Origin of the sequence: Amycolatopsis sp. PS_44_ISF1 (genome assembly GCF_032335455.1) — a bacterium.
In the GTDB taxonomy this organism is placed as follows: Bacteria; Actinomycetota; Actinomycetes; order Mycobacteriales; family Pseudonocardiaceae; genus Amycolatopsis.
In genome coordinates, this window is record NZ_JANUXO010000002.1 from 937,377 (window position 1) to 963,992 (window position 26,616).

General features: G+C 73.5%; 24 protein-coding genes. 13 read left to right on the top strand and 11 right to left on the bottom strand.

The window, feature by feature from the left end:
• Nucleotides 1–70: 70 nt before the first annotated feature.
• Together NYF13_RS19005 and NYF13_RS19010 are read left to right on the top strand one after the other, a co-directional pair.
• Complete coding sequence (locus tag NYF13_RS19005; protein ID WP_315658498.1) at nt 71–859, top strand: SDR family NAD(P)-dependent oxidoreductase; 789 nt, start codon at nt 71–73, stop codon at nt 857–859.
• Between the two features lie 3 nt (nt 860–862).
• Nucleotides 863–1,822: an aldo/keto reductase gene (locus tag NYF13_RS19010; RefSeq protein ID WP_315658499.1), complete on the top strand. Its 960-nt coding sequence runs from the start codon at nt 863–865 to the stop codon at nt 1,820–1,822.
• A 145-nt stretch (nt 1,823–1,967) separates the two neighbouring features.
• Here NYF13_RS19010 and NYF13_RS19015 read toward each other — a convergent pair whose 3' ends face one another.
• The 3 genes from NYF13_RS19015 to NYF13_RS19025 all read right to left on the bottom strand — a co-directional run bounded on the left by NYF13_RS19015 (nt 1,968) and on the right by NYF13_RS19025 (nt 4,262).
• The gene (locus tag NYF13_RS19015) at nt 1,968–2,486 is read right to left on the bottom strand and encodes a hypothetical protein (protein ID WP_315658501.1); all 519 of its coding nucleotides are present in this window, start codon (nt 2,484–2,486) and stop codon (nt 1,968–1,970) included.
• Nucleotides 2,487–2,609: 123 nt separating this feature from the next.
• On the bottom strand, nt 2,610–3,023 hold the full coding sequence (locus NYF13_RS19020) for a DUF6299 family protein (RefSeq protein ID WP_315658502.1): 414 nt from the start codon (nt 3,021–3,023) through the stop codon (nt 2,610–2,612).
• 294 nt (nt 3,024–3,317) lie between these two features.
• Complete coding sequence (locus NYF13_RS19025; RefSeq protein WP_315658504.1) at nt 3,318–4,262, bottom strand: hypothetical protein; 945 nt, start codon at nt 4,260–4,262, stop codon at nt 3,318–3,320.
• Nucleotides 4,263–4,501: 239 nt separating this feature from the next.
• Here NYF13_RS19025 and NYF13_RS19030 point away from each other — a divergent pair, with 239 nt between their 5' ends.
• Nucleotides 4,502–5,548, top strand: a complete 1,047-nt coding sequence (locus tag NYF13_RS19030) for a polysaccharide deacetylase family protein (RefSeq protein ID WP_315658505.1) — start codon at nt 4,502–4,504, stop codon at nt 5,546–5,548.
• Nucleotides 5,549–5,603: 55 nt separating this feature from the next.
• On the opposite strand, the gene NYF13_RS19035 is transcribed toward NYF13_RS19030, so the two are convergent.
• Nucleotides 5,604–6,212 carry an SDR family NAD(P)-dependent oxidoreductase gene (locus tag NYF13_RS19035; RefSeq protein WP_315658506.1) on the bottom strand — a complete coding sequence of 203 codons (609 nt, stop codon included), beginning with the start codon at nt 6,210–6,212 and terminating at the stop codon, nt 5,604–5,606.
• A 219-nt stretch (nt 6,213–6,431) separates the two neighbouring features.
• Here NYF13_RS19035 and NYF13_RS19040 point away from each other — a divergent pair, with 219 nt between their 5' ends.
• Together NYF13_RS19040 and NYF13_RS19045 are read left to right on the top strand one after the other, a co-directional pair.
• A complete protein-coding gene (locus tag NYF13_RS19040; protein WP_315658507.1) occupies nt 6,432–7,103 on the top strand; it encodes a hypothetical protein in 672 nt (223 codons plus the stop codon).
• A gap of 20 nt (nt 7,104–7,123) precedes the next feature.
• Nucleotides 7,124–7,426, top strand: coding sequence for a WGxxGxxG family protein (locus NYF13_RS19045; RefSeq protein WP_315658508.1), 303 nt, complete (start codon nt 7,124–7,126; stop codon nt 7,424–7,426).
• Nucleotides 7,427–7,490: 64 nt separating this feature from the next.
• Here the strand turns inward: NYF13_RS19045 and NYF13_RS19050 are convergent, their stop codons facing one another.
• Nucleotides 7,491–8,513, bottom strand: a complete 1,023-nt coding sequence (locus NYF13_RS19050) for a lipase family protein (protein WP_315658510.1) — start codon at nt 8,511–8,513, stop codon at nt 7,491–7,493.
• Nucleotides 8,514–8,641: 128 nt separating this feature from the next.
• Here NYF13_RS19050 and NYF13_RS19055 point away from each other — a divergent pair, with 128 nt between their 5' ends.
• The gene (locus NYF13_RS19055; RefSeq protein WP_315658512.1) at nt 8,642–9,238 is read left to right on the top strand and encodes a TetR family transcriptional regulator C-terminal domain-containing protein; all 597 of its coding nucleotides are present in this window, start codon (nt 8,642–8,644) and stop codon (nt 9,236–9,238) included.
• A gap of 71 nt (nt 9,239–9,309) precedes the next feature.
• Here the strand turns inward: NYF13_RS19055 and NYF13_RS19060 are convergent, their stop codons facing one another.
• Nucleotides 9,310–10,023 carry a TetR/AcrR family transcriptional regulator gene (locus NYF13_RS19060; protein WP_315658513.1) on the bottom strand — a complete coding sequence of 238 codons (714 nt, stop codon included), beginning with the start codon at nt 10,021–10,023 and terminating at the stop codon, nt 9,310–9,312.
• 76 nt (nt 10,024–10,099) lie between these two features.
• Between NYF13_RS19060 and NYF13_RS19065 the strand changes: the two genes are divergently transcribed.
• Nucleotides 10,100–11,461 (top strand): NAD(P)/FAD-dependent oxidoreductase, encoded by a 1,362-nt coding sequence (locus NYF13_RS19065; protein ID WP_315658514.1) that lies wholly within the window; start codon nt 10,100–10,102, stop codon nt 11,459–11,461.
• Nucleotides 11,462–11,514: 53 nt separating this feature from the next.
• Here NYF13_RS19065 and NYF13_RS19070 read toward each other — a convergent pair whose 3' ends face one another.
• The 5 genes from NYF13_RS19070 to NYF13_RS19090 form a co-directional block, all read right to left on the bottom strand.
• Nucleotides 11,515–12,066, bottom strand: coding sequence for an isochorismatase family cysteine hydrolase (locus NYF13_RS19070; protein ID WP_315658515.1), 552 nt, complete (start codon nt 12,064–12,066; stop codon nt 11,515–11,517).
• Nucleotides 12,063–13,466, bottom strand: coding sequence for an MFS transporter (locus NYF13_RS19075; RefSeq protein ID WP_315658516.1), 1,404 nt, complete (start codon nt 13,464–13,466; stop codon nt 12,063–12,065). Before NYF13_RS19075 ends, NYF13_RS19070 begins: the two co-directional genes overlap by 4 nt.
• Before the next feature lie 55 nt (nt 13,467–13,521).
• Nucleotides 13,522–13,962, bottom strand: a complete 441-nt coding sequence (locus NYF13_RS19080) for a MarR family transcriptional regulator (protein WP_315658518.1) — start codon at nt 13,960–13,962, stop codon at nt 13,522–13,524.
• Nucleotides 13,963–14,010: 48 nt separating this feature from the next.
• The gene (locus NYF13_RS19085) at nt 14,011–14,463 is read right to left on the bottom strand and encodes an ATP-binding protein (protein ID WP_315658520.1); all 453 of its coding nucleotides are present in this window, start codon (nt 14,461–14,463) and stop codon (nt 14,011–14,013) included.
• 168 nt (nt 14,464–14,631) lie between these two features.
• Nucleotides 14,632–15,237 carry a TetR family transcriptional regulator gene (locus NYF13_RS19090; RefSeq protein ID WP_315658521.1) on the bottom strand — a complete coding sequence of 202 codons (606 nt, stop codon included), beginning with the start codon at nt 15,235–15,237 and terminating at the stop codon, nt 14,632–14,634.
• 91 nt (nt 15,238–15,328) lie between these two features.
• Here NYF13_RS19090 and NYF13_RS19095 point away from each other — a divergent pair, with 91 nt between their 5' ends.
• The 6 genes from NYF13_RS19095 (at nt 15,329) to NYF13_RS19120 (ending at nt 26,604) form a co-directional block, all read left to right on the top strand.
• Entirely contained in the window at nt 15,329–16,363 is a 1,035-nt protein-coding gene (locus NYF13_RS19095; protein ID WP_315658523.1) for an oxygenase MpaB family protein, read from the top strand.
• A 183-nt stretch (nt 16,364–16,546) separates the two neighbouring features.
• Nucleotides 16,547–16,861: a hypothetical protein gene (locus NYF13_RS19100; protein ID WP_315658524.1), complete on the top strand. Its 315-nt coding sequence runs from the start codon at nt 16,547–16,549 to the stop codon at nt 16,859–16,861.
• Between the two features lie 27 nt (nt 16,862–16,888).
• Nucleotides 16,889–17,938, top strand: a complete 1,050-nt coding sequence (locus NYF13_RS19105) for a LacI family DNA-binding transcriptional regulator (RefSeq protein ID WP_315658525.1) — start codon at nt 16,889–16,891, stop codon at nt 17,936–17,938.
• A 160-nt stretch (nt 17,939–18,098) separates the two neighbouring features.
• Nucleotides 18,099–21,875, top strand: a complete 3,777-nt coding sequence (locus NYF13_RS19110) for a GH92 family glycosyl hydrolase (protein WP_315658526.1) — start codon at nt 18,099–18,101, stop codon at nt 21,873–21,875.
• Nucleotides 21,876–21,894: 19 nt separating this feature from the next.
• The gene (locus tag NYF13_RS19115) at nt 21,895–22,998 is read left to right on the top strand and encodes a DUF5005 domain-containing protein (RefSeq protein WP_315658527.1); all 1,104 of its coding nucleotides are present in this window, start codon (nt 21,895–21,897) and stop codon (nt 22,996–22,998) included.
• A 12-nt stretch (nt 22,999–23,010) separates the two neighbouring features.
• A complete protein-coding gene (locus NYF13_RS19120) occupies nt 23,011–26,604 on the top strand; it encodes a discoidin domain-containing protein (RefSeq protein WP_315658529.1) in 3,594 nt (1,197 codons plus the stop codon).
• Nucleotides 26,605–26,616 lie beyond the last annotated feature (12 nt).

Here is a 26,616-nt window from a genome sequence, read left to right on the forward strand (position 1 = left end):
GCTCGTCGCAGTCGCGGAAAAGGTTTTGGTCACCGGCGTGACAATGGCCGGGAAAACAGTGGAGGACCTTATGGAACTGACCGGACGGGTGGTCGCCCTGACCGGGGCCGCGCACGGGATCGGGGCCGCCATGGCGCGCCGGTTCGCCCTGGAGCGGACCGCCGGGATCGTGGTGTCCGATCTCGACGGCGAGGGCGCGCGGCGGGTGGCGGAGGAGATCACCGGGCGCGGTGGCCGGGCGATCGCGGTCACCGCGAACGCGGCGTCCAAAAAGGACATACGAATGGTCGTCGACCTGGCCCGGGAGGCGTTCGGCCCGGTGGACCTGTTCTGCGCCAACGCCGGCGTGGCCTTCGGCACCGGCGTCCACGCGGCCGACACGCAGTGGGAGCAGTCCTGGGCGGTCAACGTGATGCAGCACGTGCACGCGGCGCAGGCCGTGCTCCCGGAGATGCTCGCCCGCGGTGACGGCCACCTGCTGATCACCGCGTCCGGCGCCGGGCTGGTCGGCGCACCCGGGGACGCGCCCTACACCGTCACCAAGCACGCGGTGATCGGGCTGGCCGAGTGGCTCGCCACCACCTACCGGACGCGCGGGATCCGGGTCAGCGCCCTGTGCCCGCTCGGGGTCCGGACCGCGATGCTCGAACCGGGGATCGCCGCCCGGCACCCGACCGCGCTGGCCATCGCCGGGGCCGCCCCGCTGCTGGAGCCCGAGGAGATCGCCGCCGCCGTGGTCCGGGGCCTGGCCGCGGACGAGTTCCTGATCCTGCCGCACGAATCGGTGCGTCACGACTTCGCCCGCAAGGCGGCCGCACCCGACGCGTGGATCGCGCACGCGGCGAACCGGAAGGGCTGAACCATGGAGTACCGCAGGCTCGGGGCCAGCGGTCTCGCGGTGAGCGAGATCGCCTACGGCAACTGGCTGACCCACCAGGAGCCCGGCTGCGTCACGGCCGCGCTCGACGCCGGGATCACGACCTTCCACACCGCCGCGGCCTGGGGCGGCGGCGCGGCCGAGGAAGCCTACGGCCGGGCCTTCTCCGGTCTCCGCCGCGACGACCTGGTCCTGTGCACCGGCGTGTTCTGGCCCGACGGCCCCGGCCCCAACGACGCCGGCCTGAGCCGCAAGCACCTCTACGCCTCGGTGGAATCGTCGCTGCGGCGGCTGCGCACCGACCACATCGACGTGTACCAGCTCATGCGCTACGACCACCGCACCCCGCTGGCCGAAACCTTCCTGGCCCTGTCCGACCTGGTGCGCCAGGGCAAGATCCGCTACACCGGCACCGCGGAGTGGACCGCCACCCAGTTGCTCGACGCGCACACCGAAGCCACGCGGTTCGACGTGCCGCTCGTCTCGAACCAGCCGCACTACTCGATGCTCTGGCGGGTGCCCGAGGCGCAGGTGCTGCCCACCTGCGACCGGATCGGCCTCGGGCAGTTCGCCTCGATCCCGCTCGCCCAGGGAGTCCTCACCGGCAAGTACGCCGGCGCCGCCGTCCCGCCCGGCTCCCGCGCCGAACGGCCGGGTCCGGTCGCCCCGGTGCTGCGGCCGGACCTGCTCGAACGCGTCGGCCTGCTGCGCGGGGTCGCGGATGGAGCGGGCGTCACCATGGCGCAGCTGGCGCTGGCCTGGACCCTGCAGAACCCGAGCGTCTCGGCCACGGTCACTGGAGCACGGACCCCGGACCAGATCCGGGAGAACGCGAAAGCCGGCGGGACCGTGCTCGGCTACGACACCCTCACCCAGGTGGACGAGCTGCTCGGCAGCTTCATCCAGACCGACCCGCGGCTGGTCTGGTCCCCGCCCTCACCCTGAACCACCACACCCGAGACCATCGCGCCGCAGAGGATCTCCCGCGCGCGGCCGGACCTCCGCCACACCACCGGGCTACCCGGCCGGGCAAGCCACCCCCGCCCTGGAATGGCCACCCGGTGCGCGAGCGGCCCCCGCCACCGCCGTCTCAGGTGGTGTACGGGCCGCGCTGTTCCAGATCGGGGCTCACCTGCGGGGCCACGCCCGGCTGTCCCGGAACGGGGTCGACCGGCGCGCCGGGGTACGAGCCGTCCGGCTGCACCGGCGACACGCGGACGCCCGGCCCCGGCTGCTGCAGGCGTTCGTCCACGGGAGCGGGCCGCTGGCGGCCGATGCGGGACTCGAGCGCGGTGCTCTCCCGCTGGCGGCCCAGCACCGACAGGGTGATCGCGTGCGCCACGGCCATCAGCAGCAGGAAGAGCCCGATCTTGGCGACCACGGCGGCGGTGCCGCTGCCCCCGAGGTTCACCACGGACAGCAGCGCCAGCAGGCCCAGGCAGACCAGGTGGAACACCACGGCGACCATGCGCCCCATGGAGCCGTCGGCCTCGGAGTCGCCCCTGGCCCCGCTGAGGTACCGCCGGCCACCGCGGTACAGGATCTGCCCGTCGACCAGCACCGCCAGGACCCCGATCAGCAGGAAGGTGGTGTATTGCTCATTGGACATACTGATCTCCTCGTCGTCCTCCTGCGCATACCCGCAGCGGACCCGTCGAAGCGGACCCGGCCGGACTACCACCTGATCGGGTCGCTCAGGTGGTGGCCAGGCGGTGGTGCGGCGAGGCGGCCCTCACTGCTGCCAGGAAAGGTCCCGGGTGGCCGTGGCGAGGAAATTCGGCAGGGGCAGGCCCGTGGCGGCCAGCGACATCAGCAGCGACGTCGCCTTCACCGGACCGCTGACGAAAGGTGGCTCGGTGAAGGTCCCGGAGGCGGTGTAGCTGTGCGGCTGCCCGTCGCAGTTCGCGAACGTCCCGTGGCCGATCGTCCGGGAGATGCCGTTCTGCCCGAGGCTGGTGCTCACGAAGACCGTCTGCGGGGTCACCGGCCGGTCGCACCGGTAGGTACCGGAGACCTTGGCCGAGGCGACGGTCAGCGGACCCGAAGCGTCGATGGTGATCGTGCTGGTGTCGGCCAGGGCGGGCGGGGCCGCGAGCAGGCCCGTCGTGGCGAGGATCGTGGCGAGGGTGGCGAGACGTTTGGACACCGGACTGGTTTCCCTTTTCTGTCGGTGAAGCCGCGGAGGCGGCTCCGGGTCCGGAGCCGCGGAACGGCTCCGGATCCGCGCTGCGGCAGCCACCTGCTCCGCCCGCAGCACGGCGGTCCCGGAGTGCGGTCGTGAACGACCTTGGTAACACCTGGGCGGGCCCGGCGGAGCCGGAGTGCCCCTTCCGTGGGACGGATCCGGGGGTTCACCTGGGCCGCCATCACACGCCCGGGCACCACGAGCCGGACCCACCCGAGCCTCGACCGCCCGGGTGGTCCGGCGTGGGGCGGTGGTTTATTCGTAGAGGATGTAGGCCGGGTGGGGGGTGAGGTCGAGGACTTGGGTGGGGGTCATGAGGGGGGCGGAGTGGCGGGTGTCTTCGTGGAAGAACAGTTTGAAGCCGGGGAGCACGGCGGGTGGTTTGGTGGTCATCAGGGTTTTCCAGGTGGCGGTTTTGGCGGCGGGGCTGCCGATGCCGTCGACGACTTTCACGGCCGAGACCCCGGGGTGGGGGGTGAGGCCGGTTTCGTCCCGGACGACGGTGGCCGCGACCTGGTGGTAGACCATGACTTTGTCCGGGAGGTGGGCGTGCTGGGCGAGGTCGCCGAGGTAGGTGGCGACCGTGTCGAGTTCGGCGCCGGTGGTGTGGCCGAATGTGCGGCCGGGTACGACTCCGGGGTCCACGGCCCATTCGGGGTCCAGCGCGACGCCGACGTCGGGCTGGGTCAGCCACTGCCGGTAGGCCTGGACCTCGGGCAGGAAGTCGGCCCGGCCGGGCTGGATGTTGAGCAGCAGCAGCCCGTGCAGGGCCCGGGCCTGGGCGAGGTAGGCGCGGATGGTGGTGTCCGAGGCGCGGCTGCGGTACATCCCGTCCGCGCCCGGTTCGCGGTGGGCGGTGGTGGCGATCAGTTCCACGACGGGGGTGACGGCCCGGTCGTGGGGGAAGTCCGCGATCTGCCGGCGTAGCTTCTGCCCGGCCGCGTCCAGGTCGCCGGTCATCTCCCCGAGGGCCTGGGTGCCCGGGGCGCCGGAGAACCCGACCAGCAGGCTGGTGGCCAGCGGGCTCGGCGGCGGGCTCGGCGGCGGGCTCGGCGGGGCGGTGACCACCGGCCGCGGCGCCGGGCGTACGGGCGCGGCCACCGGCGTCTCCCCCGCCGACACCCCGCACGCACTCACGGACAACCCGACCAACGCGACGAGCAACGCCACACGACGGGTCAGGGTCTGGATTTCTCGCACCGAGGCTCCTCCTGAACTGCGCCCCGCCTCGCTGCCAGGGGGCGATTCCGGGGATCTGGCCCGGAGTTACCCCGGAAGATCACCGGCAAACGCGATCTGCGACGATCACCGTATCGTGGGCAGGCGGCCGTCCGGCCAGGGCGAACTCCGGTTTTCCCGCCACCGTCCACGGCAGACTGTTCACGCGAAGTGGCGCATTCCGGCGTCGCCCCGTCCAACCCGGCCCCAGGATCACCGCCATGCGCCTACCCTCCCGCCTCGCCCTCGCGGCCGCGATCGCTTTCACCGCAACGGCTTGCAGCACTCCGGCAGCGCCCCCGGCGCGTCCCGGCCCGGCGACTCCGGCGAGTTCCACCGCTGCGAGCCCCGGCACCACACCCCCACACCCCACCACCACCCGTGCCCGCATCACCGCCGACACCGCCCGCGCCCTCCACGCCAACGAACTCGGCCACATCCCCATCCTCATGTACCACCGCCTCACCCCCCACCCCACCTCCGTCTACGAACGCACCCCCGCCGACTTCACCGCAGAACTCACCCGCCTCGCCAACGAGCACTACATCCCCACCACCACCGCCGCCCTCACCACCCGCCACCTCGACCTCCCCCCCGGCACCCACCCCGTCGTCCTCACCTTCGACGACGGCGACCCCTCCATCTTCACCCTCACCCCCCACGGCGACCCTGCCCCCGGCACCGCCATCCGCATCCTCCTCGACACCGCCGCCACCCACCCCGGCTTCACCCCCACCGCCAGCCTCTACGTCAACCAGCACCCCTACGGCGAACCCGACGGCGGACCCGCACTCGCCTGGCTCCACCACCACGGATTCGAAATCGGCAACCACACCAAAACCCACACCAACCTCCGCACCGTCACCCCTGCCGCCGCCGACACCGCCATCAGCGACGGCGACACCCTCATCCGCCACGCCATCCCCGGCTACCAACCCACCACCCTCGCCCTCCCCTACGGCGCCCACCCCCACCAGGAAAACCTCACCCTCCACGGCAGCACCTACACCTACACCGGAGCCCTCCTCGTCGGCGCCGGCCCCGCACCCTCCCCCTACTCCACCCGCTTCACCCCCCAATCCATCCCCCGCATCCGCTCCCAAACCACCGGCAAAGAATCCCAATACGGCTCCACCCACTGGCTCGACCTCCTCGCCCAACCCGGAAGCCACCTCTACACCTCCGACGGCGACCCCACCACCATCACCTACCCCCGCTCGGAAACCACCCTCGCCCCAGACCTCACCAGCCAAGCCCTCGCCTACTGAACGCCGCGCCGTGATGCTTCCGCGCGAGCGGATCCGGACCTCCCGGCCGGCCCGGTCACCCCGGTAGGACCTCGGCCTCTCCCCGGACCAGCGCTTCGCAACCGCGCCTCGCGACGGCCAGCGCGGTGTCCTGCGGCTCCGGTCGCACCACCGTCACCGACACACCCTGTTCCCCGGCCGCCGCGCGCAGACGGTCGGCCGAAGCGAGGAGGAAGGCTTCCGTGGCCCGGTGGTCGCCCCGGCGGGATTCCGGCACGGCTTCCGCGACCGGCAGGGCGAACAGGACCTTCCCCGAACCGCGGGCCAGCATCGACAGCAACACCCGCTCGGCCAGCCGCACCGCCGAGCGGACGCCCGGGTCCACCGCAGCGGGCCCGCCCGCCCCCGCCGGGGTCGCGTCGAAGGCGGTGGCGGTACCCACCAGCACATCGACCAGATCTTCGGGCACGCGATGGAGAAGCTCCTCCACGCCCTCCTCGCGGCGCAGGTCGAGCCGCACGGACTTGACCCGGGTGCCATAAGCGCGCGTCCGGGCGGCCGCGGATTCCAGGGCGTCGTCCTCCGCGGTCAGCACCACGTCGTAACCACGCTTGGCGAGTTGGCGGGCCACCTCCAGCCCGACCCCCTGCGATGCGCCGGTCACCAAGGCCCGTGATGTGGTCATAGCCCGCTCCTCTTCCGCTTCGAGTGTTCCCCGGCTACCCCGTGGGTGCGGGGGCAATCGCGGCCCGCACCCGTTCACCCGTTCCGGAAGCCGCGGTTCCGGCGCAGCGCTGCGGCCACTCCACTTCGGTGCGTCACTCACGCGGGTGCCATCGCGGTTACCCGCCACGGCACCGGTTATCCAGTGCCCACGAGCCCGGGACGAGGAAAGAAGGTCGCCATGACAGCGTGGTGGGGATTGGCCGGCCTCTTGGGCCTCATCGGCGTCCTCGGTCTGTCACGGCTCCGCCGTCCGGAAGCGCGAGTGCTGGGTGACCCGCTGGCCCGTTACCCCGAAGCGCGCGAACCCGCGCGTCCCAACGCCGACGCGGCGCACACCCCGCTCATGCTGCCCCGGATCACCCCGGAAATGCTGCACAACGACGGCGAAGGCTGGCAGCAAGCGGATCTCGTCGCCGTGCCCCGGGCCCGCCGCAGCGACCACGACGAGCCGGTGCCCACCGGACCGGCCGCAGCGCCGCCCGAAGCGGCCCCCGCCCTGGCCGCGCCGGTGGCCGCGCCACCAGCGGTCGTCCGGCATCCCGCCTCGACCCCACGAATGCGGTCGGCCGCACCGGTCACCGAGGTCACTGAGCGCGCGCCGGTCGCCGCCGACCACGACGTCCCGGAGTCTCGGTCCGGTCTGGACGACCTCGCCCCGATGCCTTCCGTCGACACGGAAGTCCGCGAAGCAGCCCCTCGAAGCGCCGCCGGACCAGGCGAACCCACCCCGCCGAACCCGATTCGCCGGGCGCGGGAGACCGTCCGGAGCCTGAGCGCTTCGGCCACCCGGCTGGCCCAGCGGCGTCCTCGCTGGACCCCGTTGAAGTCCCGGAAGGAGAACACGAAGTGAAGCAAGGAATTCGTCGAACCGTGGGTGCCCTCTTCGCCGCCGCTGTCATCCCGCTGGCCGCGGCCGGTTCCGCCCAGGCCGCACCTTCCCCTGTCATCCCGGTGGCCCAGGACCAGGGCGACGGCACGAACGGCGGCAACAGCAGGGACGGCAACGGGGACAACGGGCTGTGGGGTCTGCTCGGCCTCCTGGGTCTGGTCGGCTTGGCCGGTCTCGTGCGCCGTGGCCCCAAGCCCGGCGCCATGGCGGGGTACCCGGCCGACGCCCCGCCGGTCGCCACCTACCCGCCCGCCGAACCCCATCGCCGTCCGCCCGGCGCCTGAGCAGCGGCGGGCCCCCGGCCGCAGACCTCGCCGGGGACCCGCCGTTTCCACCCTCACCGGCGCGTCAGCGAAGCCCACCGAGGAACCGTGAGACCTCGTCGCGCGAAGCGGTGAGCACCTTCCCGTGGTCGGCGCCGGGGTAGCTGCGCAATTCGACCGTGCCGCCGTGGGAGCGCAGAGCCGCCACGGTCATGTTGGTGAGTTCCGGTCGGACGACCGGATCGGCGTCGCCCTGGGCGACGAGCACCGGCACCCGGATCGGCCGGTGGCCGAGCTCGTTGGCGGCGAACCACCGGCGCAGCCGGTCCGCGGAGGCGGGGTCGCGCGGGACGAAGTCGGAACCCGCGAGCCCGGCCGAGCGGAAGCGTTCGATGAGGTCGTCGATGCACTCGGTGCGGGCCGCGCTCACCAGTTCGCGGGCGCGGGGCGTGAGGAAATCGGAGTAGTCCAGCTCGGGGTGCTGGGTCCGCAGTCCGATCAGCATCATGGTGTACAGCGCCTGCTCGGCCGGGGCGGCGGCCTGGCCCAGTTGCGCGACTTCGCCGGTCATGTTCGGCGCCGGGGCGTAAGCCACCGCGCCGAGCAGCCTGGTCTCCCGCGGTGCTTCGGGATCGAGCTCGGCGGCGGCCAGCGCGGCTTGGCCGCCCTGGGAATGGCCGACGGCGACCCAGTCCGGGCCCAGGGCGGGGTCCAGCGCCCGGGCGGCCCGGACCGAGTCGAGCACCGACCGGGCCTCGGAGCCGGGGACGAGGTAGGGGTGGTCGCCGGGCGTGCCGAGTCCTTCGTAATCCGTGGCGGCGATCGGGTACCCGGCTTCGAGGAAGCCGCGGAGCAGCGGCGTGTATCCGGCCAGTCCGGGATCGGTGGACGGGGCACACCGGTCGTCGAGCCCGGTGGTCCCGTGCGCCCAGGCGAGCAGGGGCTTGCCCGGGTCCGGCCGGGCGGGCCGCAGGACGAGCCCGGTCACCTCGATCGCGGCTCCCCCGGCGTTCGCCGACCGGTAGGTCACCCGGTGAACCCGGCTACCGGCCGGCAGACCGGCGGGGGTGGCCACGTCCTCGACGTGCACCAGGACGTTCCGGGCCACGGGCTCCCCCGGTTTCGCGGGGTCCGGAGCGCAGGCAGCGGTGGCCAGCAGGCCCACCAGGACGAAAATTACCCGAAGAGTTCGCGGTCTCACCCACCCACTGTCTCATACAGACGTATGATGAGGCCATGGTTCGAGCATCCGATGCCGCCGAAGCGCGCGAACGGCTGGTGGGCGCCGTGGTCGGCCTGGTCGCCGAACTGGGTTTCGAAGCGGTCAGCGTCCGCCAGGTGGCCACGCGGGCCGGGGTCAGCGCCGGCACCGTCCAGTACTACTTCCCCACGAAGCAGGCGATGCTCCGGGCCGCCATGGCCGAGGTGACCGCGCGGGTCACCACCACCGTCCGCGCCTACCACCGGGACCTGCCGCCGGAGGTGGCGGTGCGCAAGACCGCCCGCAAGATCGTTCCGCTCACCGAGGCCGGCACCGAGGAGGTCCGGGTCTGGCTGGCGTTCACGGCCCGGGCGGCGGTCGAGGAGGACCTCGCCGCCGAGCACCGCAAGACCGGCGGGCTGCTGGAAGCGCACGTCGCCGATCTGCTGGCCCGGGCGTCGGGCCGGACCGCCGCCGGAGCGGGTGATCGAGCGAACTCGGCGCTGCTGCTCGCGACCCTGGACGGGCTGGCCCTGGGGGCGATCACCGAACCGCGGCGGCTGTCCGGGCGACGCCTGGCCCGGCTGGTCGATTCGGCCGTGGACCAGGCGCTCGCATCGTCGCGCGGGTGAGCCCCGGCGGCCTGGTCGCCGCGCACTGCCGTGGAGCCCCGGGCCGGGCCCCGCCGTTCCTACCAGCGCGGTCAGCCGGGCGGGGCTGGCGGGGCTGGCGGGGGCAGCGGTACCCGATCGCCGACCTCACCGTTTTCGTCGCGCAGGCCGGGCGCGGCCAGCGCCTCGCGCAGCAGCCACCGGCCGAGTTCGAGGGTTTCGGCGATTTCCCGCTCGGACAACCGGATTCCCTCCGGCTGCCGGCGCAGCGCGATCACGCCGTTCCACGAACCCCAGAGGAAGTGCGTCAGCCGCCTCGCGTCGACGGGGCGTGCTTCACCGCACGCCACCGCTTCCTCGATGGTGCCGGCGAAGCCGTCCAGCAGCCGGCCGACCCGGTCGCGGATGCGCGCCTCGGTCTCGTCGTCCCAGCCCGGATCGTCGTGGCGGGCGAGGAACTGGAAGGCGCCCGGGTGCTCGAGGTGGAAACGCAGATAGGCCTCGCCCCCGGCGAGCACCCTTTGCAGCGGCGTCAGCTCGGGATCCTCGGCGCGGCGGGCATAAGCCGCGAACAGCTCGAGCACGCGCTCGACGACCGCGGCGTGCAAGCCGCGCTTTCCGCCGAAGTGCACGTAGATCGAGCCGACCGACACCCCGGCCTCGGCGGCGATGTCGTCGACCCGCGCGGCGTCGTAACCGTGCCGGAGCAACGCGGACTCGGCCGCGTCCAGCAGCGATTCGCGGGTGCGAGCCCGGCGGCGCTCCCCGCGCGCGGCGGCGGTGGTGTCGCTGGTGTCGACCGGCACCACCGCAGCCTACCCCCCGCCCCGGAACAAAATGAACGGACTTGTAAAACACTCCGCGGCGGGGCACGCTGAAGCGATGACCGAAAGCGCAGACGTCGTCGTGGTCGGCAGCCGGTGTGCCGGATCGGCCGCCGCCATCACCCTCGCCCGGCGGGGCCGGAAGGTCATCGCGCTCGACTCGGCGGCGTTCCCGTCCGACACGCTCTCGACCCACCTGTTCTTCCCGCACCACTGGGCCGAGCTGGAGCGGCTGGGGGCCCGTGAGCGCGTGCTGCGGCTCGATCCGCCCCTGCACACCCACGGGGTCATCGGGACGCCGGACACCGAGATCGCCGGGCGGATGTGCGACTACGAGGGCATCGCGGCCGGAAGCTGCGTGCGGCGCCCCGGCTTGGACCTCGCCCTGGTCGAGACCGCGCGAGCGGCCGGCGCCGAGGTGCGGGAGCGGGTCCGCGTCACCGGCCTGCTGCGCGACCGGGCCGGGCGGGTGCACGGCGTGCGCCACCGAGGCCGGGACGGGACCGAGGGCGAGCTGCACGCGGCCCTGGTGATCGGCGCGGACGGACGCCGATCGACGGTGGCCAAGCTGGTCGGCGCCCGGCGGCACCACCACCGGGACAACCAGCGCGCGATGGTGTGGGCCTACTACGCCGACCCCCGACCCGAGGCCCGGCACCTCGCCGTGCAATCGCGCCGGGAGGACGACCTGGTCTCGGTCTTCCCCTGCGATGGCGGTCAGGCGTTGGTGCTGCTGATGCCACCGGCCGCCCGGGCCGCCGCCTTCCGCGCCGATCCGGAAGGGCAGTTCGAGGCGACCCTCGACCGGTTCGCTCAAGTGCGGCAGCGGCTGGACGGCGGCACCCGGGTCTCGCGCCTGCGCGCCTCCTACGAGCACCCGTCCTACTTCCGGCACTCCCACGGTCCCGGCTGGGCCCTGGCCGGGGACGCCGGGCACTTCAAGGACCCGGTGACCGCGCAGGGCATCCGCGACGCGCTGCGCTTCGGCCGGCTGCTCGGCGAAGCCGTCGCCGCCCACCTGGACCGGCCCGCCGGCCTCGACGCCGCCCTGGCCCGGTGGGAGGACGATCGCGACGCCCAGTGCCTGCCGATGTACCAGTGGGCCAACCTCCTCGGCCGCGCCGACCCGGTCTCCCCGATCGAGCAGGCGGCCTACCGGTGGTTGCAGCGCAAGCCCGACGGCTCCGGCGCGACCGAACTGTCCCGGATCTTCGCGCGCGTCGACCGGCCCGCCGAGGTGTTCAACGCCCGCAACGCCTTGCGGTGGACGGCTGCGGCCCTGCGCGATCCACGCAACCGTCCCGGCGACGTCGCCACCACCTTCGCCCGCGACACCCGCCGCGAGGTTGCCCGCGCGCTCGAAGCAGCGCTGTTCCGCCGCACCCGCACTCGCTCGGCGCGCTCCGGGGCCGACGCCTGAAAGTCGTTTTCCCTTTCGTGGCAGGAATTTCCGGCGGGGTGGGCCCGGGTGGCTCAGCCGAGCCGGGCGAGGAGCTGGGCCGTGGAGCCGGTTTCGCCGAGGTGGGGGAAGACGTGGGTGAGGCTGTGGTGGTGGTGCGCCGGGTCCCGGTCGGCCATGGCGTCGGTGACGAGGGTGACGTGGTAGCCGTGGGCGTGGGCGGTGCGGGCGGTGGATTCCACGCCCATGGTGGTGGCGATCCCGGTGACCACGACCTGGGTGACGGCGAGTTCGCGCAGGAGGGCCTGCAACCCGGTGCCGGCGAAGGCGTCCCAGGACTGCTTGGTGACCACGTGGTGACGGCCCTCGGTCAGGGCCGGGTCCAGGGTGTCCCCGCCTTCGGGCGGGGTGGTGCGCGGGTGCGGGTGCTCGCAGCGGCCCGGTGGCCGGCCGGTGGTGCGCACCAGGATGACCGGCAGTTCGCGGGCGCGGAAGGCCCCGGCGAGGGCGACGGTGCGGCCGAGGACGTCGGCGGCGGTGTGGGGCCGGGTGCCGATGCCCATGACCAGCCGCTGGAGGTCGACGACGATCAGGGTGGTGCGGGCGTCGAGGGTGGTGATGCTCATGCCGGTCGGGTTTCCTTCGTGCCGGTGCGCAGGGTGCGGTCGAGCAGGGTGAGGGCGGCGAACACCCCGGCCAGAACCAGCAGGAGCACGGCGATGTCGTGCAGGCCGGTGTCGTGCGGGCCGGTGGCACCGGCGCCGAGGAGGGCTCCGTTGGTGGTGGAGGAGACGATCGCGCCGACGTAGAGGAAGGTCCGCAGCAGACCGGCCGAGCTGGCGGTGCGGCCGGCGGGCGCGACCCGGTACAGGGCGTTCTGGTTCGCCAGGCTGATCAGCCCGTTGGGGACCCCGGCGGCCAGGGAGACCGCGAGGAACAGCCAGACCGGGCCGGCGGGGGTGCACAGCAGCATCAGTCCGGCGGCCAGGAGCTGGGTCAGGCCGCCGAGCACGAGCTTCCCGCGGATCCGCGGGGAGCGGCCGGTGACCAGGGTGAGGACCAGGGCCAGGATCGACATCGGCAGGAGCAGCAGCCCGGCGTGCGAGGCGGACAGGTGCGCGCCGTCCTGGAGCCACTGGGTGAAGCCGTAGAGGAACGAGTACTGGAACACCCCGGAAATGAGCGCGCGGGCGTAGACCAGCGACAGGGCCGGGGTGGCCCGCAGCAGCCGCAGGTCGATGAACGGATCATCGGCCCGCACCTCCCGCAGGACGAACGCGACGGCGGCGACGGCGGCGATGACCAGCAGGAAGACCCGGCCGGGGGCGGGCCGGACGAAGAACAGCAGCAGGGTCACGATCGTGGCGGCGAAGGCCGCCATGCCCGCCACGTCCAGGTTCAGCGGTCCGGAGCGGACGGGGTGCTCCCGGGGCAGGATCAGCGCGCCCAGGACCAGGGCGGCCAGCGCCAGGGGAACGCTGACGGCGAACACCGCCCGCCAGCCGCCGAGGCCGACCAGGAGACCGCCGATGGTGGGGCCGAGCACGACGGTGGCCTGCCCGGCCAGCGACAGCACCGACAGGGCGGTGGCGGGGGTGCCCAGGCCCTGGCGGTCGGCTTCGCGGCGGATCAGGTGCATGGAGGCCGGATAGCCCGCGCACGTGGCCAGGCCCAGCCCGATCCGGACCGCGATCAGCGGGCCGAGGTCGGGCGCGAACGCACCCGCGAGCCCGGCCAGTCCCGCGACCGAGGTCGCGATCAGGAAGACCCGGCGGGCACCGAAGGCGTCGACCAGCCGGCCCACCACGGGCTGCCCGATCGCCGTGGCCAGGTACAGCCCGGAGACCAGCCAGGCCGTGTCCGCGGGCCCGACCCCGAAGGAGCGGCCGATCGGGGCCAGCGTCACCGCGATCATCGTCGAGGTGATCGGGTTGAGCACCGAACCGAGCACCAGCGGCGCGTACAGGCGACGGTCGAAACGCGCCTCCCCGGACCGCGCTTCCGGTGCCGTGGCAGCGGAGTTCACCGATCCCGCCTCCTTTCCCCCTGGCCTTTCCCGTACGACGGCAGAATTCCGGGATTCAGTCCTCGAAGAGACGCTCCAGCAAGGCGAACGCTGCCATCAGGCGGGCGCGTTCGGCCTCGCTGTAGCGGTCCTGCAGCGCCTGCGCCAGCCACTCGCGCCGCGCGAAACGATCACCTTCGACCCGGGCCCGGCCCGGCGCGGTCAGGTCGACGACCCGCTGCCGCCCGTCCGAAGGGTGCGGGCGGCGCACGATGAGCCCCCGCTGCTCCAGCTCGGCGAGCTTGGCCGCCATCGACTGCGTCCGCACCTTCTCCGCGGCGGCCAGTACCGACGCCGTGGCCGGGCCGTCCTGCTCCAGGCGCAGCAGCACCGACAGCAACCCCGGGGCCAGGTCCTCCGGCCCGTGCAACTCCCGCAGCCGGCGCCGCAGCCGGCCGACCAGGCTGCGCAACTCACGGGAAACGGCGGCGGCGTCCGGCGGGGGCTTCGGGGGCATGCCCGCCACTCTAGATATACGCAGCCTCAACTTGCAAGTCTTGGCTGACTAAATCGGGCGGGCCACCGGAACGGCCGTTCGGGGGCGCGGCACCTCGGCCCACACGGTCTTGCCCCCCGCGGTGGCGCTCTGGCCCCAGCGGGTGGAGGCCCGCTCGATCAGCCGCAGTCCGCTGACCGCGCGCGTCGCGGTGTCGAGCAGCCGGGCCGGGGTGGTGGTGGCGTCGGTGACCTGCACCACGAGGCACCAGTCGTCCAGGGTGACCAGCACCCCGCGGCAGCCGCGGCCGTGCAGCAGGGCGTTGGAGACCAGCTCGTCGAGCACCATCACCACGTCGCAGATCCAGCTCAGACCGGCCCCGGGCACCAGGCGGTGCACGGTCCGGCGCATCCAGGCCCGAGCCTGCCGCAGACCGTCCGGGCCGTCCGGCGGGACCAGCGAGCACCGCGCCAGAACCCGCCGGTGCGGCGAAGCCGGGTCGATCGGATCGTCGCTGGTCATCGCCGCCTGCTCTCTCGCCGGTCCGGGGCCGCCGCCCGGGCGCACCGGGTCTCCCGGTCCGCATGAAGTCCTTCGGAGCCGACGCCCTGCGGGTTGGGACCCATCGGCGCGTCCGGCCGGCGAGGCCCGTCATCGGACCGCTTCGCCGCGGCCGGCCTCCGGCGCGGACTAGGAGCTTCGCCGCAAAGCGAGGACCTGCTTCGCGAGAATGGGCACCAGTTCGTCGCGGGTCAGGCCCAGATCGCCGCGCAGCCAGCGGCCGAGCACCTCGGTGGCGCCGGCCACGACCAGCACCGCGGCGACGTGCCCGGCCGGGCGGCCGGCGTCCTGGCCGAGGAGGTGGTGGTCGACCACCCGCGCGAACTCGTCGTACGCGGCGGTCTGCCGCCGTGCGAGCGCCGGGTTGCGCGCCGCCTCGGCGAACACCCGGGCCGCGTGACGATCGGCGGTGAGGGTGTCGGTGAGCGCGGCCGCACCGGCCTCGACCCGTGCGGCGGTGTCCGCGGGCGCGGTCGCCGCCGCGGCGACGAGTGCTTCGCGGAGACCACCGGCCATCTCGTCGTAGACCGCGGTCAGCAGCAGGTCCCGGTCGGTGAAGCTCTCGTAGAAGTAGCGCTTGGTCAGACCGGCCTCGGCGCAGACCGCTTCGACGGTCACGCCCTCCACTCCGGCGGACCCGACGACTTCGCGGCAGGCCGAAAGCAGCCGGGCCCGCCGCTGCTCCTGGCGCTGCCGGGCCCCGACTCCCCGATAGGGGCGAACCACCTCGGCCACCCCGAGATCTTGACACACCACCGTTCCCGATTCATAGTCGCTTCTGACACGGCAGCGTTCCTACTCTGTTCCCGCTCCGGAGGGCCGGCCCATGCGACGAGACACGACGGCAGCGGCACCCGGACCGGCCGCGCACCGGATGCCCCGGACCGGCCCCGGGGAGCGCGGGGTGCGCACGGCGTGGTCGATCCGCCGGCGCATCGCCGACCTGGATCCGGTGCGGGACAACGAGGAAGTGACCCGGTTGAGCTTCGGGGTCCTCTACGCGGACGCGTTCTTCGTGCACGCCGCCTACACCGTCGCCTTCGCCCGGCAGATGTCCATCCCGTCGATCTCCCGGGTGGTGCACCGGCGCGGGACCGGCGACCTGGTGGTGGACGCACGGCGGCGCAACGATCACACCCTTCTGTTCTTCGGCGAGATGATCCGCAGCGGCCACAGCGGTGAGGCCGGCCGCGCCGCGATCGAGCGGATGGAGCGGATCCATTCCCGCTTCGGCATCACCGACGAGGACAAGCTCTACACCCTGGCGTCACTGGCCTTCGAGCCCACCCGCATCCTGGACCACCTCGGCCTGCGGCTGTTCACGCACGCGGAAAAGGTCGCGCACTACCACTTCTGGCGCGGCGTGGGCGAGTACATGGGGCTGCCGGTACCCACCACCGCCGAGGCGTTCCGGGCCTGGACCCTGGACTACGAACGCCGCCACTCGGCCACCACCGAGGGCGGGTGCGCGGTGGTGGCCGCGCTGTTCGGGGACTGGCGGACCCGGTGGTTTCCCGGTCCGCTGGGCCGGTTCGCCGATCCCGCGCTCCTGCTGCTGCTGGACCGGCCCCTGCGCCGGGTGCACCGGCTGCCGGACCCCCCGGCGTGGCTCGATCGCCGCTCCGGCCCCCTGTTCGCGCCGTACCTGGCCCTCCAGGGCAACCGTCCCCACCGGATGGACCGGTCCTGGGTCGAGCACTTCGGCGGCCGGCGCGGAGCACCGCTCGACCTGTCCCGGCTGGGCCACCGGGCCCCCGAACGGCCGGGCCCGGACGGAAAACCATTCCCCGCCCGGCCGGACGGCCGGATCGCGTGGCCGGATGCACCGGAAACGACGAATTCGCGTTCCGGCCTCGAATAGCTCCAAACCACGGGCAAACCACCCGGGCGGGGGAAATGCACGGCGATCGCGTAAGAACGGCTTCGCCCCGGCGTTTCGGTGGCACGAGGAAACGGCCCAGGTGATATCGGTCGGGGCCGGACGGGAAACGGCCGACGGTGGTTCGCTGCCGGCCGTCTTCCCTCCACCGAGCGGGGAGCATGCATGTCGGACCAAGCGCTGCGCACGTTGATGACCCAGGTGAAGATCGCCGCGGTCACGATGACGTGCGCCGCGGGCTCGGCCGAAGTGGCCACCATGATGAGCGTGCTCGCGCACACGACCGGCTCGGCGCGTCCCCACCTGCTCGACCACGCCCCGCACGTCCTCGATCTCCTGGACCAGGCCCAGCGGCACGCCGTCGAGCTCCGCGACGACGCCGCCCGCTCGGACCTCGTCGCCGCCCACGGCCGCCTCAGCGCACTCGTGCGGGACGAGGGGCACAGCCGAGAATCACCAGCCGGGGATGAAGAGTCCTGATCGGTCCCGCTGCGGTACCGTCCGGCCATGGCCGACGCGGCGAAGGAGACCGGCCGCCGGGGCCCCGCGCCCACGGGGCGGCCGACGATGCGTGACGTCGCGAGCGCGGCGTCGGTCAGCGTGAAGACCGTCTCCCGGGTCGTGCACAACTACCCCTTCATCAGCGACGACGTCCGGGGCCGGGTCCAAGCCGAGATCCGCCGTCTCGGGTTCCGGCCCAACGGGTACGCGGTGGGCCTGCGCCGCACCGACCGGATCGGCGGCGGGATCGGCGTGCTCGCCGCGGACCTCGCCGATCCGTTCTACGCGGCGATGGTCAGCGCCGTGGAGGAAGTCAGCACCGGCCGGTCGTTCACCACGCTGGTGGCCGGCTCGGGGGAGGATCCCGCGCGGGAACGGGCGTTGCTGGCCTCCTTCGTCGAACGCCGGCTCGACGGGCTCGTGGTCGTCTCGGCCGACCGCGCCCACGAGCACCTGCGCCCCTACCTCGACGTCGGGACCCGGATCGTGTTCGCCGACCGGCCCCCGCGCCGGCTGCCGGTGGACTGCGTCCTCACCGGGCACGCGGCCGGAGCCGCGCAGGCGGTGGGGCACCTGCTCGGGCAGGGGCACACGGCCGTCGCCTACGTGGGGCACTCCCCCGCGGTCCACACCGCGGCCGAACGCCTGCGGGGCTTCCGCGCCGCGCTGGGCGGGGCCGGGCTCGAGCCGCACGCCGTCCACACCGACGCGATCGACTCGGCGGCGGCGTTGCGGGTGACCACCGGACTGCTCGCCGGCCGCCCCGCCCCGACCGCGATCTTCGCCGACAACCCCGGGATCATCGGCGGCGTGGCCCGGGCCATCGCGGCGTCCCGGGCGCCGGAGACGGCGCTCGTCGCCTTCGACGACTCCGAGCTGGCCGAGGTCCTGGGCGTGACGGTGGTCGCCCAGGACGTCCGGGAGTTGGGCGGACAGGCCGCGCGGCTGCTGTTCGCGCGGCTGGACGGCGACCGGTCGCGGCCGCGGCGCGTGGTCCTGCCGACCACGCTCGTCCCCCGCGGCTCGGGGGAAGGCCGCGGCACCCTCCTGCGCTGATCCGCTCGGTCCGGGATTCGGGACCGGGCGGTTGACCGGGATTCTGTCCTGTTCAGCGCGTTGACAACGCTGACAACCGGCGCCGACACTGGGCGCCGAGATGCCAACGTTGTCAAGCCAGCGGGCCGAACAGCCCGGCTGACGCACGAGGGAGCCCGCCGTGGCCGTTGTCCCCCACCGAACCCCGGTCCTCACCCTGGCCGTCGTGATCGTCGCGAGCCTGCTCGCCGCGGCCCCGGCCGGCGCGGCCGGCCCGGCCGGCCCTGCCTTCCGGTCCTCGTTCGAGGCCGGAGATCCGGCGCTGTCCTGGGAAAGCACTCCCGAACCGGGGGCGCACGACGTGGTCCCGGGCGCGGCGCTGCCCGCGGCGGCCACGCCCGTCGAGGTGAGCGGAGACGGGACCGCGCCCGGATCCGCGATCGACCACGACCCCGCCACCAGCTGGCAGGTCCCCGCCGGGCACGGCAGCCTGGCCCTGACGCTCGGCGCCGCGACGCCGGTCGTCACCTACACCCTGACCTCGGCCGGGGACACCCCGGCGCGCGACCCGAAGACCTGGACCCTGCAGGGCTCGGCCGACGGGAACCGCTGGCAGACCGTCGACGAACGGCGCGAGCAGGACTTCACCCAGCGCGGCCAGACCCGCGCGTTCGCCGTCGCGCAGCCCGGGGCCTACCGGCGCTACCGGCTCGCCGTCACCGCGAACCACGGCGACGCGCACCTCCAGCTGGCCGAGCTCGCGCTGGGCGGCCGGGGCGGCGCCCCCGGGATGACCGCGGCGGTCGGCGACGGGCCCGCGGCCGGGCCGGCCGTCCGGCCGCACCAGGGGTTCAGCGGCACGCACTCCCTGCACTACGAGGGCTGGCAGACCGGCGCCCGCGGGACCGTCACCGATCGGCTCTACGACGTCCGCGTGCCGGTGGGACGCACCACGCGGCTGTCGTACGTCCTCTTCCCCGAGTTCACCGGGAACGACACCACCTTCCCCAGCACCTACGCGGCCGTGGACCTCCAGTTCACCGACGGCTCCCGGCTCAGCGGGCTGCCCGTCACCGATCAGAACGGCGTCCGGCTCACCGCGCAGGCCCAGGGGGCGGCGAAGACCCTGCACGCCGGGCAGTGGAACCAGGTCACCGCCGACCTCGGCGCCTTCGCGGCCGGCAAGACCGTCGCCCGGGTCCAGCTCACCTGGGCCGGGCCGGGCGATCGCGCCCACTTCGCCGGCTGGGCCGACGACCTGGTCATCGCGGACGGCCCCGCCGGTTCGTGCGCCGCCCGGCACGTCACCGAGTGCGCCGTGACCACCCGCGGCACCAACTCCTCCGGCGACTACTCCCGGGGCGCCACCATCCCGGCCACCTCGCTGCCGCACGGCTTCAACTTCTGGACGCCGATGACCGACGCGTCCTCCACCGGCACCCTCTACCAGTACTCCCGCGACAACACCCCGGCCGGACGCCCGGCCCTGCAGGCCTTCTCGGTCAGTCACGAGCCCAGTCCGTGGGTCGGGGACCACCAGACGTTCCAGGTCATGCCCTCCACTTCGGACAGTCCCGCGACCGCCGACCGCGCGAAGCGGGCCCTCACCTTCGCCCACGACCACGAATCCGCGCGCCCGGACCGGTACGGGGTGACCTTCGACAACGGCCTGAGCACTGAGATGACGCCGACCGACCACGCCGCCGTCTTCCGCTTCCGCTTCCCCGCCGGGGGCGACAGCCTCATCTTCGACAACGTCGACGGCCGCTCCGGGATCACCGTCGACCGCGCGGCCGGGGTGGTCAGCGGGTTCTCCGACGTCAGCGGTTTCTGGGGCGCCCCGCGGATGTTCGTCTACGCCACCTTCGACCGGCCGATGACCACCACCGGCTCGCTGACCGGCGGTGGCGGCCCCGCGGCCTACGCGGGCTTCGGGCTCGGCGCCGACCGCACCCTGACCATGCGGATCGCGACGTCGTTCCTCAGCGTCGAGCAGGCCCGGCACAACCTGGAGCTGGAGGTCGGCGCCCGCGGTTTCGACCAGGTCCGCGCCGACGCCCAGCGGACCTGGGACCGGCAGCTCGGCGTGATCACCGTCGAGGGCGCCAGCGAGGACCAGCTCACCACGCTCTACTCGAGCCTTTACCGCCTCAACCTGTACCCGAACGAGCTGGCCGAGAACACCGGTGACGCGCGGCGGCCCGATTACCGTTACGCCAGCCCGTATTCCGGCAGCGCCGGGCCGAACACCCCGGTCGCGACGGGGTCCGCGATCAAGAGCGGGCGGCCCTACGCCAACGAAGGGTTCTGGGACACCTACCGCAGCGCGTGGTCGCTCGACTCGCTGCTCTACCCGGGACTGACCGGGCGGATGATCGACGGGTTCGTGCAGCAGTACCGCGACGGCGGCTGGGTCGGCCAGTGGACCGCGCCCGGCTACCTGGGCTTCAGCGGCACCAGCTCCGACGTCGCCATCGCCGACGCCTACCTGCGCGGGGTCACGGACTTCGACGTCGCGTCGGCCTACGAAGCCGCGGTGAAGGACGCAATGGTGCCCTCCTCCGGGCTGACCGGCCGGCCGGACGTCCAGCACACGACGTTCTTCGGCTACACCCCGTCGGAAACGGGATCGAGCGCGTCGGCGTCGCTGGAGGACTGGATCGCCGACTACGGCATCGCGCAGATGTCGCGGAAGCTCTACGACACCGCCGCGCCGGGCGACCCCAAACGCGAGGAGTACCTGACCAACTACCACTACTTCCTCGACCGTTCCTCCGGCTACGCGAAGATCTTCGAACCGAAGACCGGCTTCTTCCAACCCAAGAACACCGCCGGCGAGTGGGCGCACGCGCCCGGGACCTACAACCCGCTCGACTGGAACGCCGGTGACTACACCGAGGGCAACGGCTGGACCTACGCCTTCTCCGTGCCGCAGGACGGTGCCGGGCTGGCCGGGCTCTACGGCGGCCGGGCGGGGCTGGCGAAGAAGCTCGACCAGTTCTTCGCCACGCCGGAGACCGCGCAGTACGGCGGCGGCTGGGGCGGGCCCTACCACGAGATGTTCGAAGGCCGGGACGACCAGTTCGGCCAGTGGGCCTACAACGACCAGCCGGCCATGCACGTGCCCTACGTCTACGACTACGCCGGGCAGCCGTCGAAGACCGCCGGGCTCGTGCGGTCGATGCTCGCGCGGTCGTTCACCGGCAGCGGCATCGGGCAGGGCTACCCCGGCGACGAGGACAACGGCTCGATGTCGGCGTTCTACGTGATGAACGCCCTCGGGTTCTACCCGCTGCAAAGCGGTGCGCCGACCTTCGCGATCGGCTCGCCGCTCTACGACCGGGCGACCCTGCACCTGGAGAACGGCCGCACCCTCACCATCACCGCGTTCGGCAACTCCGCGCGCAACGTCTACGTGCAGGCCCTGTTCGTCGACGGCCGCCCGAGCAGCCGCACCTGGGTGAACCACGACGACCTCGCGAACGGCGGCCGGATCGACTTCCTGATGGGCCCGCGGCCGTCGCGGTGGGGCACCGGGCCGCAGGACGCTCCGCCGTCCGCGGGCGGCGCCGCGCAGCAGGACTTCGCCGCGCCGGGCACCACGCCGGTCGCTGCGGTCACGGACAACACCTCCGCCACCGTGGCCGATCTACCCGCGACGGGCGGGAGCGTGGGCTTCACGCTCCCGGCCGCGCACCAGGTCGAGCAGTACACGGTCACCGCGGGCCCGGCCGGCGGGACCGATCCGGCGGCGTGGACGCTGTCGGGCTCCGCGGACGGCACCCACTGGACGACGCTCGACCGGCGGCAGGACCAGGAGTTCGCCTGGCGCAGCCAGACCCGCGTGTTCACCCCGTCCCGGACCGGCGCCTACCGGTACTACCGGCTCGACGTCGCCGCCGCACCGGGCGCGGCGAAGACCTCGATCGCCGAACTCGAACTGCTCGGGCACCGCTGACCACGGAAGGGACCGGCCCATGATCGCCCGCCGCGCCTTGGCGCTGTGCACCGTCCTCACCGCTTCGCTCGCCCTGGCCGGGCCGGCCGCCGCGACCGGTCGTCCCCTGAGGATCACCGGCGCGCGGGCCGACACCGCGCTCACCCGGAGCTGGCAGGAGTTCGGGCGCCGCCCCGGGGCCGGCTGGGCGGCCGCGGACGGCACCTACTCGACCCGGCTGCCTTCCGGGCCGGTGGTGTGGCTGTTCAACGACACGTTCTTCGGGCCGGTGCGCGCCGACGACAGCCTGCCGGGGTCGGCGGCGTTCACCCACAACTCGGCCGTGCTGTCCACAGTGGACGGCCGGCACCCGCTGGCCACCATCGCGCCGGGCCCGGCCGGGCACCCGCGGTCGCTCGTCGGGCCGACCCCGCAGAGCCCGGACCGGCCCAACGACCACTGGTACTGGAACGGCGACGGCACGGTCGACGGGGGCAAGCTGCGCGTGATCGAGTTCGAGCAGGAGCCGACCGACGGCCCGCCACCGTTCAACTTCGCCTGGACCCGCACGAAGCTCGCGACCCTCGACCCGTTCACGTTCCGGGTGGAGAAGCTGACCGAGGTGCCTTCCGCCGGCGGTGTCCAGTGGGGCACCGAGCTGATGCGAGACGGGGCGTGGACCTTCGTCTACGGCGTCGAAGGCGACGGCCCCACCAAGTACCTGCACCTCGCCCGCGCTCCGCTCGGCCGGCTCGACGGGCCCTGGCAGTTCCGCACCGCGACCGGCTGGACCGGCGATCCGGCCGGGTCGGTACGGCTGCTCGGCGACGTCGGCAGCTCCTTCGGCGTGACCCCGATCGGCGGCGAGTACCTGCTCACCACGTTCGGCTCGGGCCTGGGCAACACCATCCACGCCTACCACGCCGCCAGCCCGGCCGGGCCGTTCACCGGCGGTGAGACGGTCTACACCGCGCCCGAAGCCGGGCCCGGCCGCTACACCTACAACGTCGCCGCGCACCCGGAGATCAGCCGCCCCGGGCACCTGGTCGTCTCCTACAACACCAACAGCGAACGACTCGCCGACCTCTACGCCGACATCGACCACAACCGGCCCCGGTTCGTCGACCTCCAGCTCTCCCGATAAGGAGCCCCGCCCGTGAGCGACGTTTCCCGCCGCCGGTTCCTCCAGTCCCACGCCGTCCTGCTGGCCGGACTGGGGCTGCCGGCCGCGCTGGCGGACCCCGCCGAAGCCCGGCCGCCGGCCACCGATCTCGCGCGCTACCGGCCGGTGTCGGCCTCGTCCACCGCGTACGCGCCGACCCCGGCGTGGTTCGCCGTGGACGGGCTGGCCGAGACCGGTGTCCGCGGCTCCGGCTGGCGCGCCGGCGCCGGCGACCCGCAGTGGCTCGCGGTCGACCTGCAGGCGCCTTGCACGATCGAGTCGGTGGTCCTGGTGTTCGAGGCGACCGCCACCGACCCGCCCTTCACGCCCGCTTCGGGCATCAACCCGTTCCTCGACACCACCGGCTGGGAGGTGCTGTCCAGCTCCGCGACCGCGTTCACCCTCGACGTCTCCGCCGACGGACGCACCTGGCAGACCGTCCACACGGCCACCGGCAGCCCCGGCGGCCGCGTGGCGATCGGCCTCGATCGGCCGGTCACCGCCCGCTGGGTCCGGCTCTCGGCCACGGAGCAGGCGAACGCCAACCCGCTCGGGGTCAACGCGTTCGAGGTCTACGGGCACTCCGGCCGCCCTCGGCCGGCCGTCACCGGGTGGACCGACTGGGGGACCGACCCCGGCCGCCCGCCCGCGCTGGGCACCGCCGACGACGGCACCGTCCCGCTGGAGTCGGGCTGGGCCCTGACCATGGACTCCCGCGTGAGCGCCGACGGGCCCGCGCTGGCCCGCGCCGGTGCGGACACCTCGGACTGGCTGCCCGCGACCGTGCCCGGCACCGTGCACGCCAGCCTGGTCGAGCAGGGCAAGCTGCCCGAGCCGACCAGCGGGTTCGGCAACCTGCGCGCTCCGGAGGCGCTCTCGCGGCACCGCTGGTGGTACCGCCGGGAGTTCACGCTCCCCCGCGGGTTCGACACCAGCCGCCGCGTCTGGCTGGAGTTCGACGGCGTCGACCACCACGCGCAGGTCTGGGTGAACGGGGCCGCCGCCGGCGAGCTGACCCACCCCGTCGCCCGGGCGGCCTTCGACGTCACCACCGCCCTGCGCGGCCACGGACCGCACGCCCTCGCCGTGCGGATCGACCCGATGCCGCACCCGGGCAACCCCGGCGACAAGGGCCCGGACGGGATCTCGACGCTGAACTCCAACGCCGGGCAGAAGGACCTGCCCGGCTACATCTCGATCAGCGGCTGGGACTGGATGCCCGGGGTCCGCGACCGCGGCGCCGGGATCTGGAACCACGTCCGGCTGCGCTCGACCGGCGACGCCGTGCTCGGCGAACCCCGCGTCGACACCAGGCTGCCGGGCCTGCCCGACACCACGGTGGCCGAGGTGACGGTGGTCGTCCCGGTGCGCAACGCCTCGCCCGGCCCGCTTTCGGTGACCGTCGCCATCGAGCTGGCGGGCGCACGGGCCGGACGCCGGGTGGAACTGGCGGCGGGTGCTTCGGCCGACGTCACGTTCAGCCCGGCGACCGAGCCGTCGCTGCGCCTGCACCGGCCGGAACTGTGGTGGCCCAACGGTTACGGCGAAGCGAAACTGCACCCGCTGACCATGACCGCCACCGTGGACGGCCGGGTCAGCGACCGCCGCGCGGTGCGCACCGGACTGCGGCAGTTCGGCTACGCCGCGACCCAGCCGGTCGTGGTCGACCCGGCCACCGACCACTCGCCGCCGCAGACGGTCGCATTCGACCGGGTCACCGCCCGGTACGTGCGGATCCACGGCGGCAAACGCGCCACCGGGTACGGGATCTCCCTGTGGACACTGTCCGTTGTGGATGGTTCCGGGCCGGATCTGGCCCGGGGCGGCACCGCGACCGCGTCGTCGGAGGACAACGCGAACGACACCGCTTCGAACGCCGTGGACGGCCGCGACGACACGCGCTGGTCTTCGGGGTACTCCGACGGCCAGTGGATCCAGGTCGACCTGGGCGGGCCGGCGGCGTTCGACCGGGTCGTGCTCACCTGGGAGGCGGCCTACGCGCTGACCTTCGCCGTGCAGGTGTCCGACGACGGCGCCACCTGGCGCGAGGTCAAGCCGGTCAGCAACGCCGGGACCCCGTTGCAGATCAGCGTCAACGGGGTGCGCGTGTTCGCCAAGGGCGGCAACTGGGGCTTCGACGAGCTGCTGCGCCGCGTGCTCCCCCACCGCATGGCCGACACCGTCGAGCTGCACCGCGACATGAACTTCACCATGATCCGCAACTGGGTCGGCTCCAGCAACCGGGAGGAGTTCTTCGCCGCCTGCGACGAGAACGGCATCCTGGTGTGGAACGACTTCTGGGCCGGCGACGCGATCTTCCCGCCCGACACCGGCGTCTTCCTGGCCATCGCCGAGGACACCGTCGTGCGCTACCGGCACCACCCCTCGATCGCGGTGTGGTGCGCCACCAACGAAAGCGACCCGCCGGCGGCCATGGACACCGGCCTCCGGGCCCTGCTCGCCCGGGCCCAGCCGGAGCTGTGGTACCAGGGCAATTCCGCCGGCGGCGTGGTCACCGGGCACGGCCCGTACTCGTGGATCGACCCGGCCCGCTACTTCGACGGCGACACCTATTCGATCGGCAGCTACGGCTTCCACACCGAGATCGGCCTGCCGACCGTGCCGGTCGCGGAGAGCCTGCGGCGGCTCGCCGGTGACCAGCCGGCCTGGCCGATCGGCCCGGTGTGGTTCCACCACGACTGGTGCACCCGCGGCGGCCAGAACCCCGAAACCTACCGCGCCGCGATCGAAGACCGGTTCGGGCCCGCGTCCTCGCTCGAGGACTTCTGCGCCAAGGCCCAGCTGGTCAACTACGAGAGCATGCGCGCCATCTTCGAGGCCTACAACGCGGCCCTGTGGGACGACGCGTCGGGCGTGCTGCTGTGGATGTCCCACCCGGCGCACCACAGCACGGTCTGGCAGACCTACGACTACGACCTCGACACCAACGGCAGCTTCCACGGCGCCCGCAAGGGCTGCGAACCCCGGCACGTGCAGGCCCGCCTGTCGGACTGGCAGGTCCACGCGGTCAACCAGACCGCGCGGCCCCTCGACGGGGCCACGGTGCACGCCGAGCTGTTCGACCTGCGCGGCCGGCCGCTGGGGGCTCCGCTGACCGCGCCGGTGGCGGTCCCGGCCTCCTCGGTCTCGGCCGCCTTCACCGTGCCGTTCACCCCGGCGCTGCCGGCCCTGCACCTGCTTCGGCTGCGCCTGACCGGCCCGGACGGCGCCGAACTCTCGCGCAACACCTACTGGCGCTACCGGACCCCGGCCGACGCACGGGAACTGGCCCGGGCGACCACCGACGTCGACCTGCACGCCGGCCCGGTCCGCCGCACCGGCGACCGCTGCGAAGCGGTGGTCACCGTGCGCAACACCGGCCGCGCGGTCACCGCGGGCGTCCGGCTCTCGGCGCGCGACCCGCGCACCGATCACCGGGTGCTTCCGTTGCGCTGCAGCGAAAACTACCTGTGGCTGCTCCCGGGCGAGACCGCCGCGGTCACGGTCTCGTGGCCCGGCCGGGCCCTGGCCTCCGGGCGGCCGCGCTGGGTGGCGGAAGGTCTCAACCTCCCGCGTCGCACGAGCTGAACCCCCGCTCCA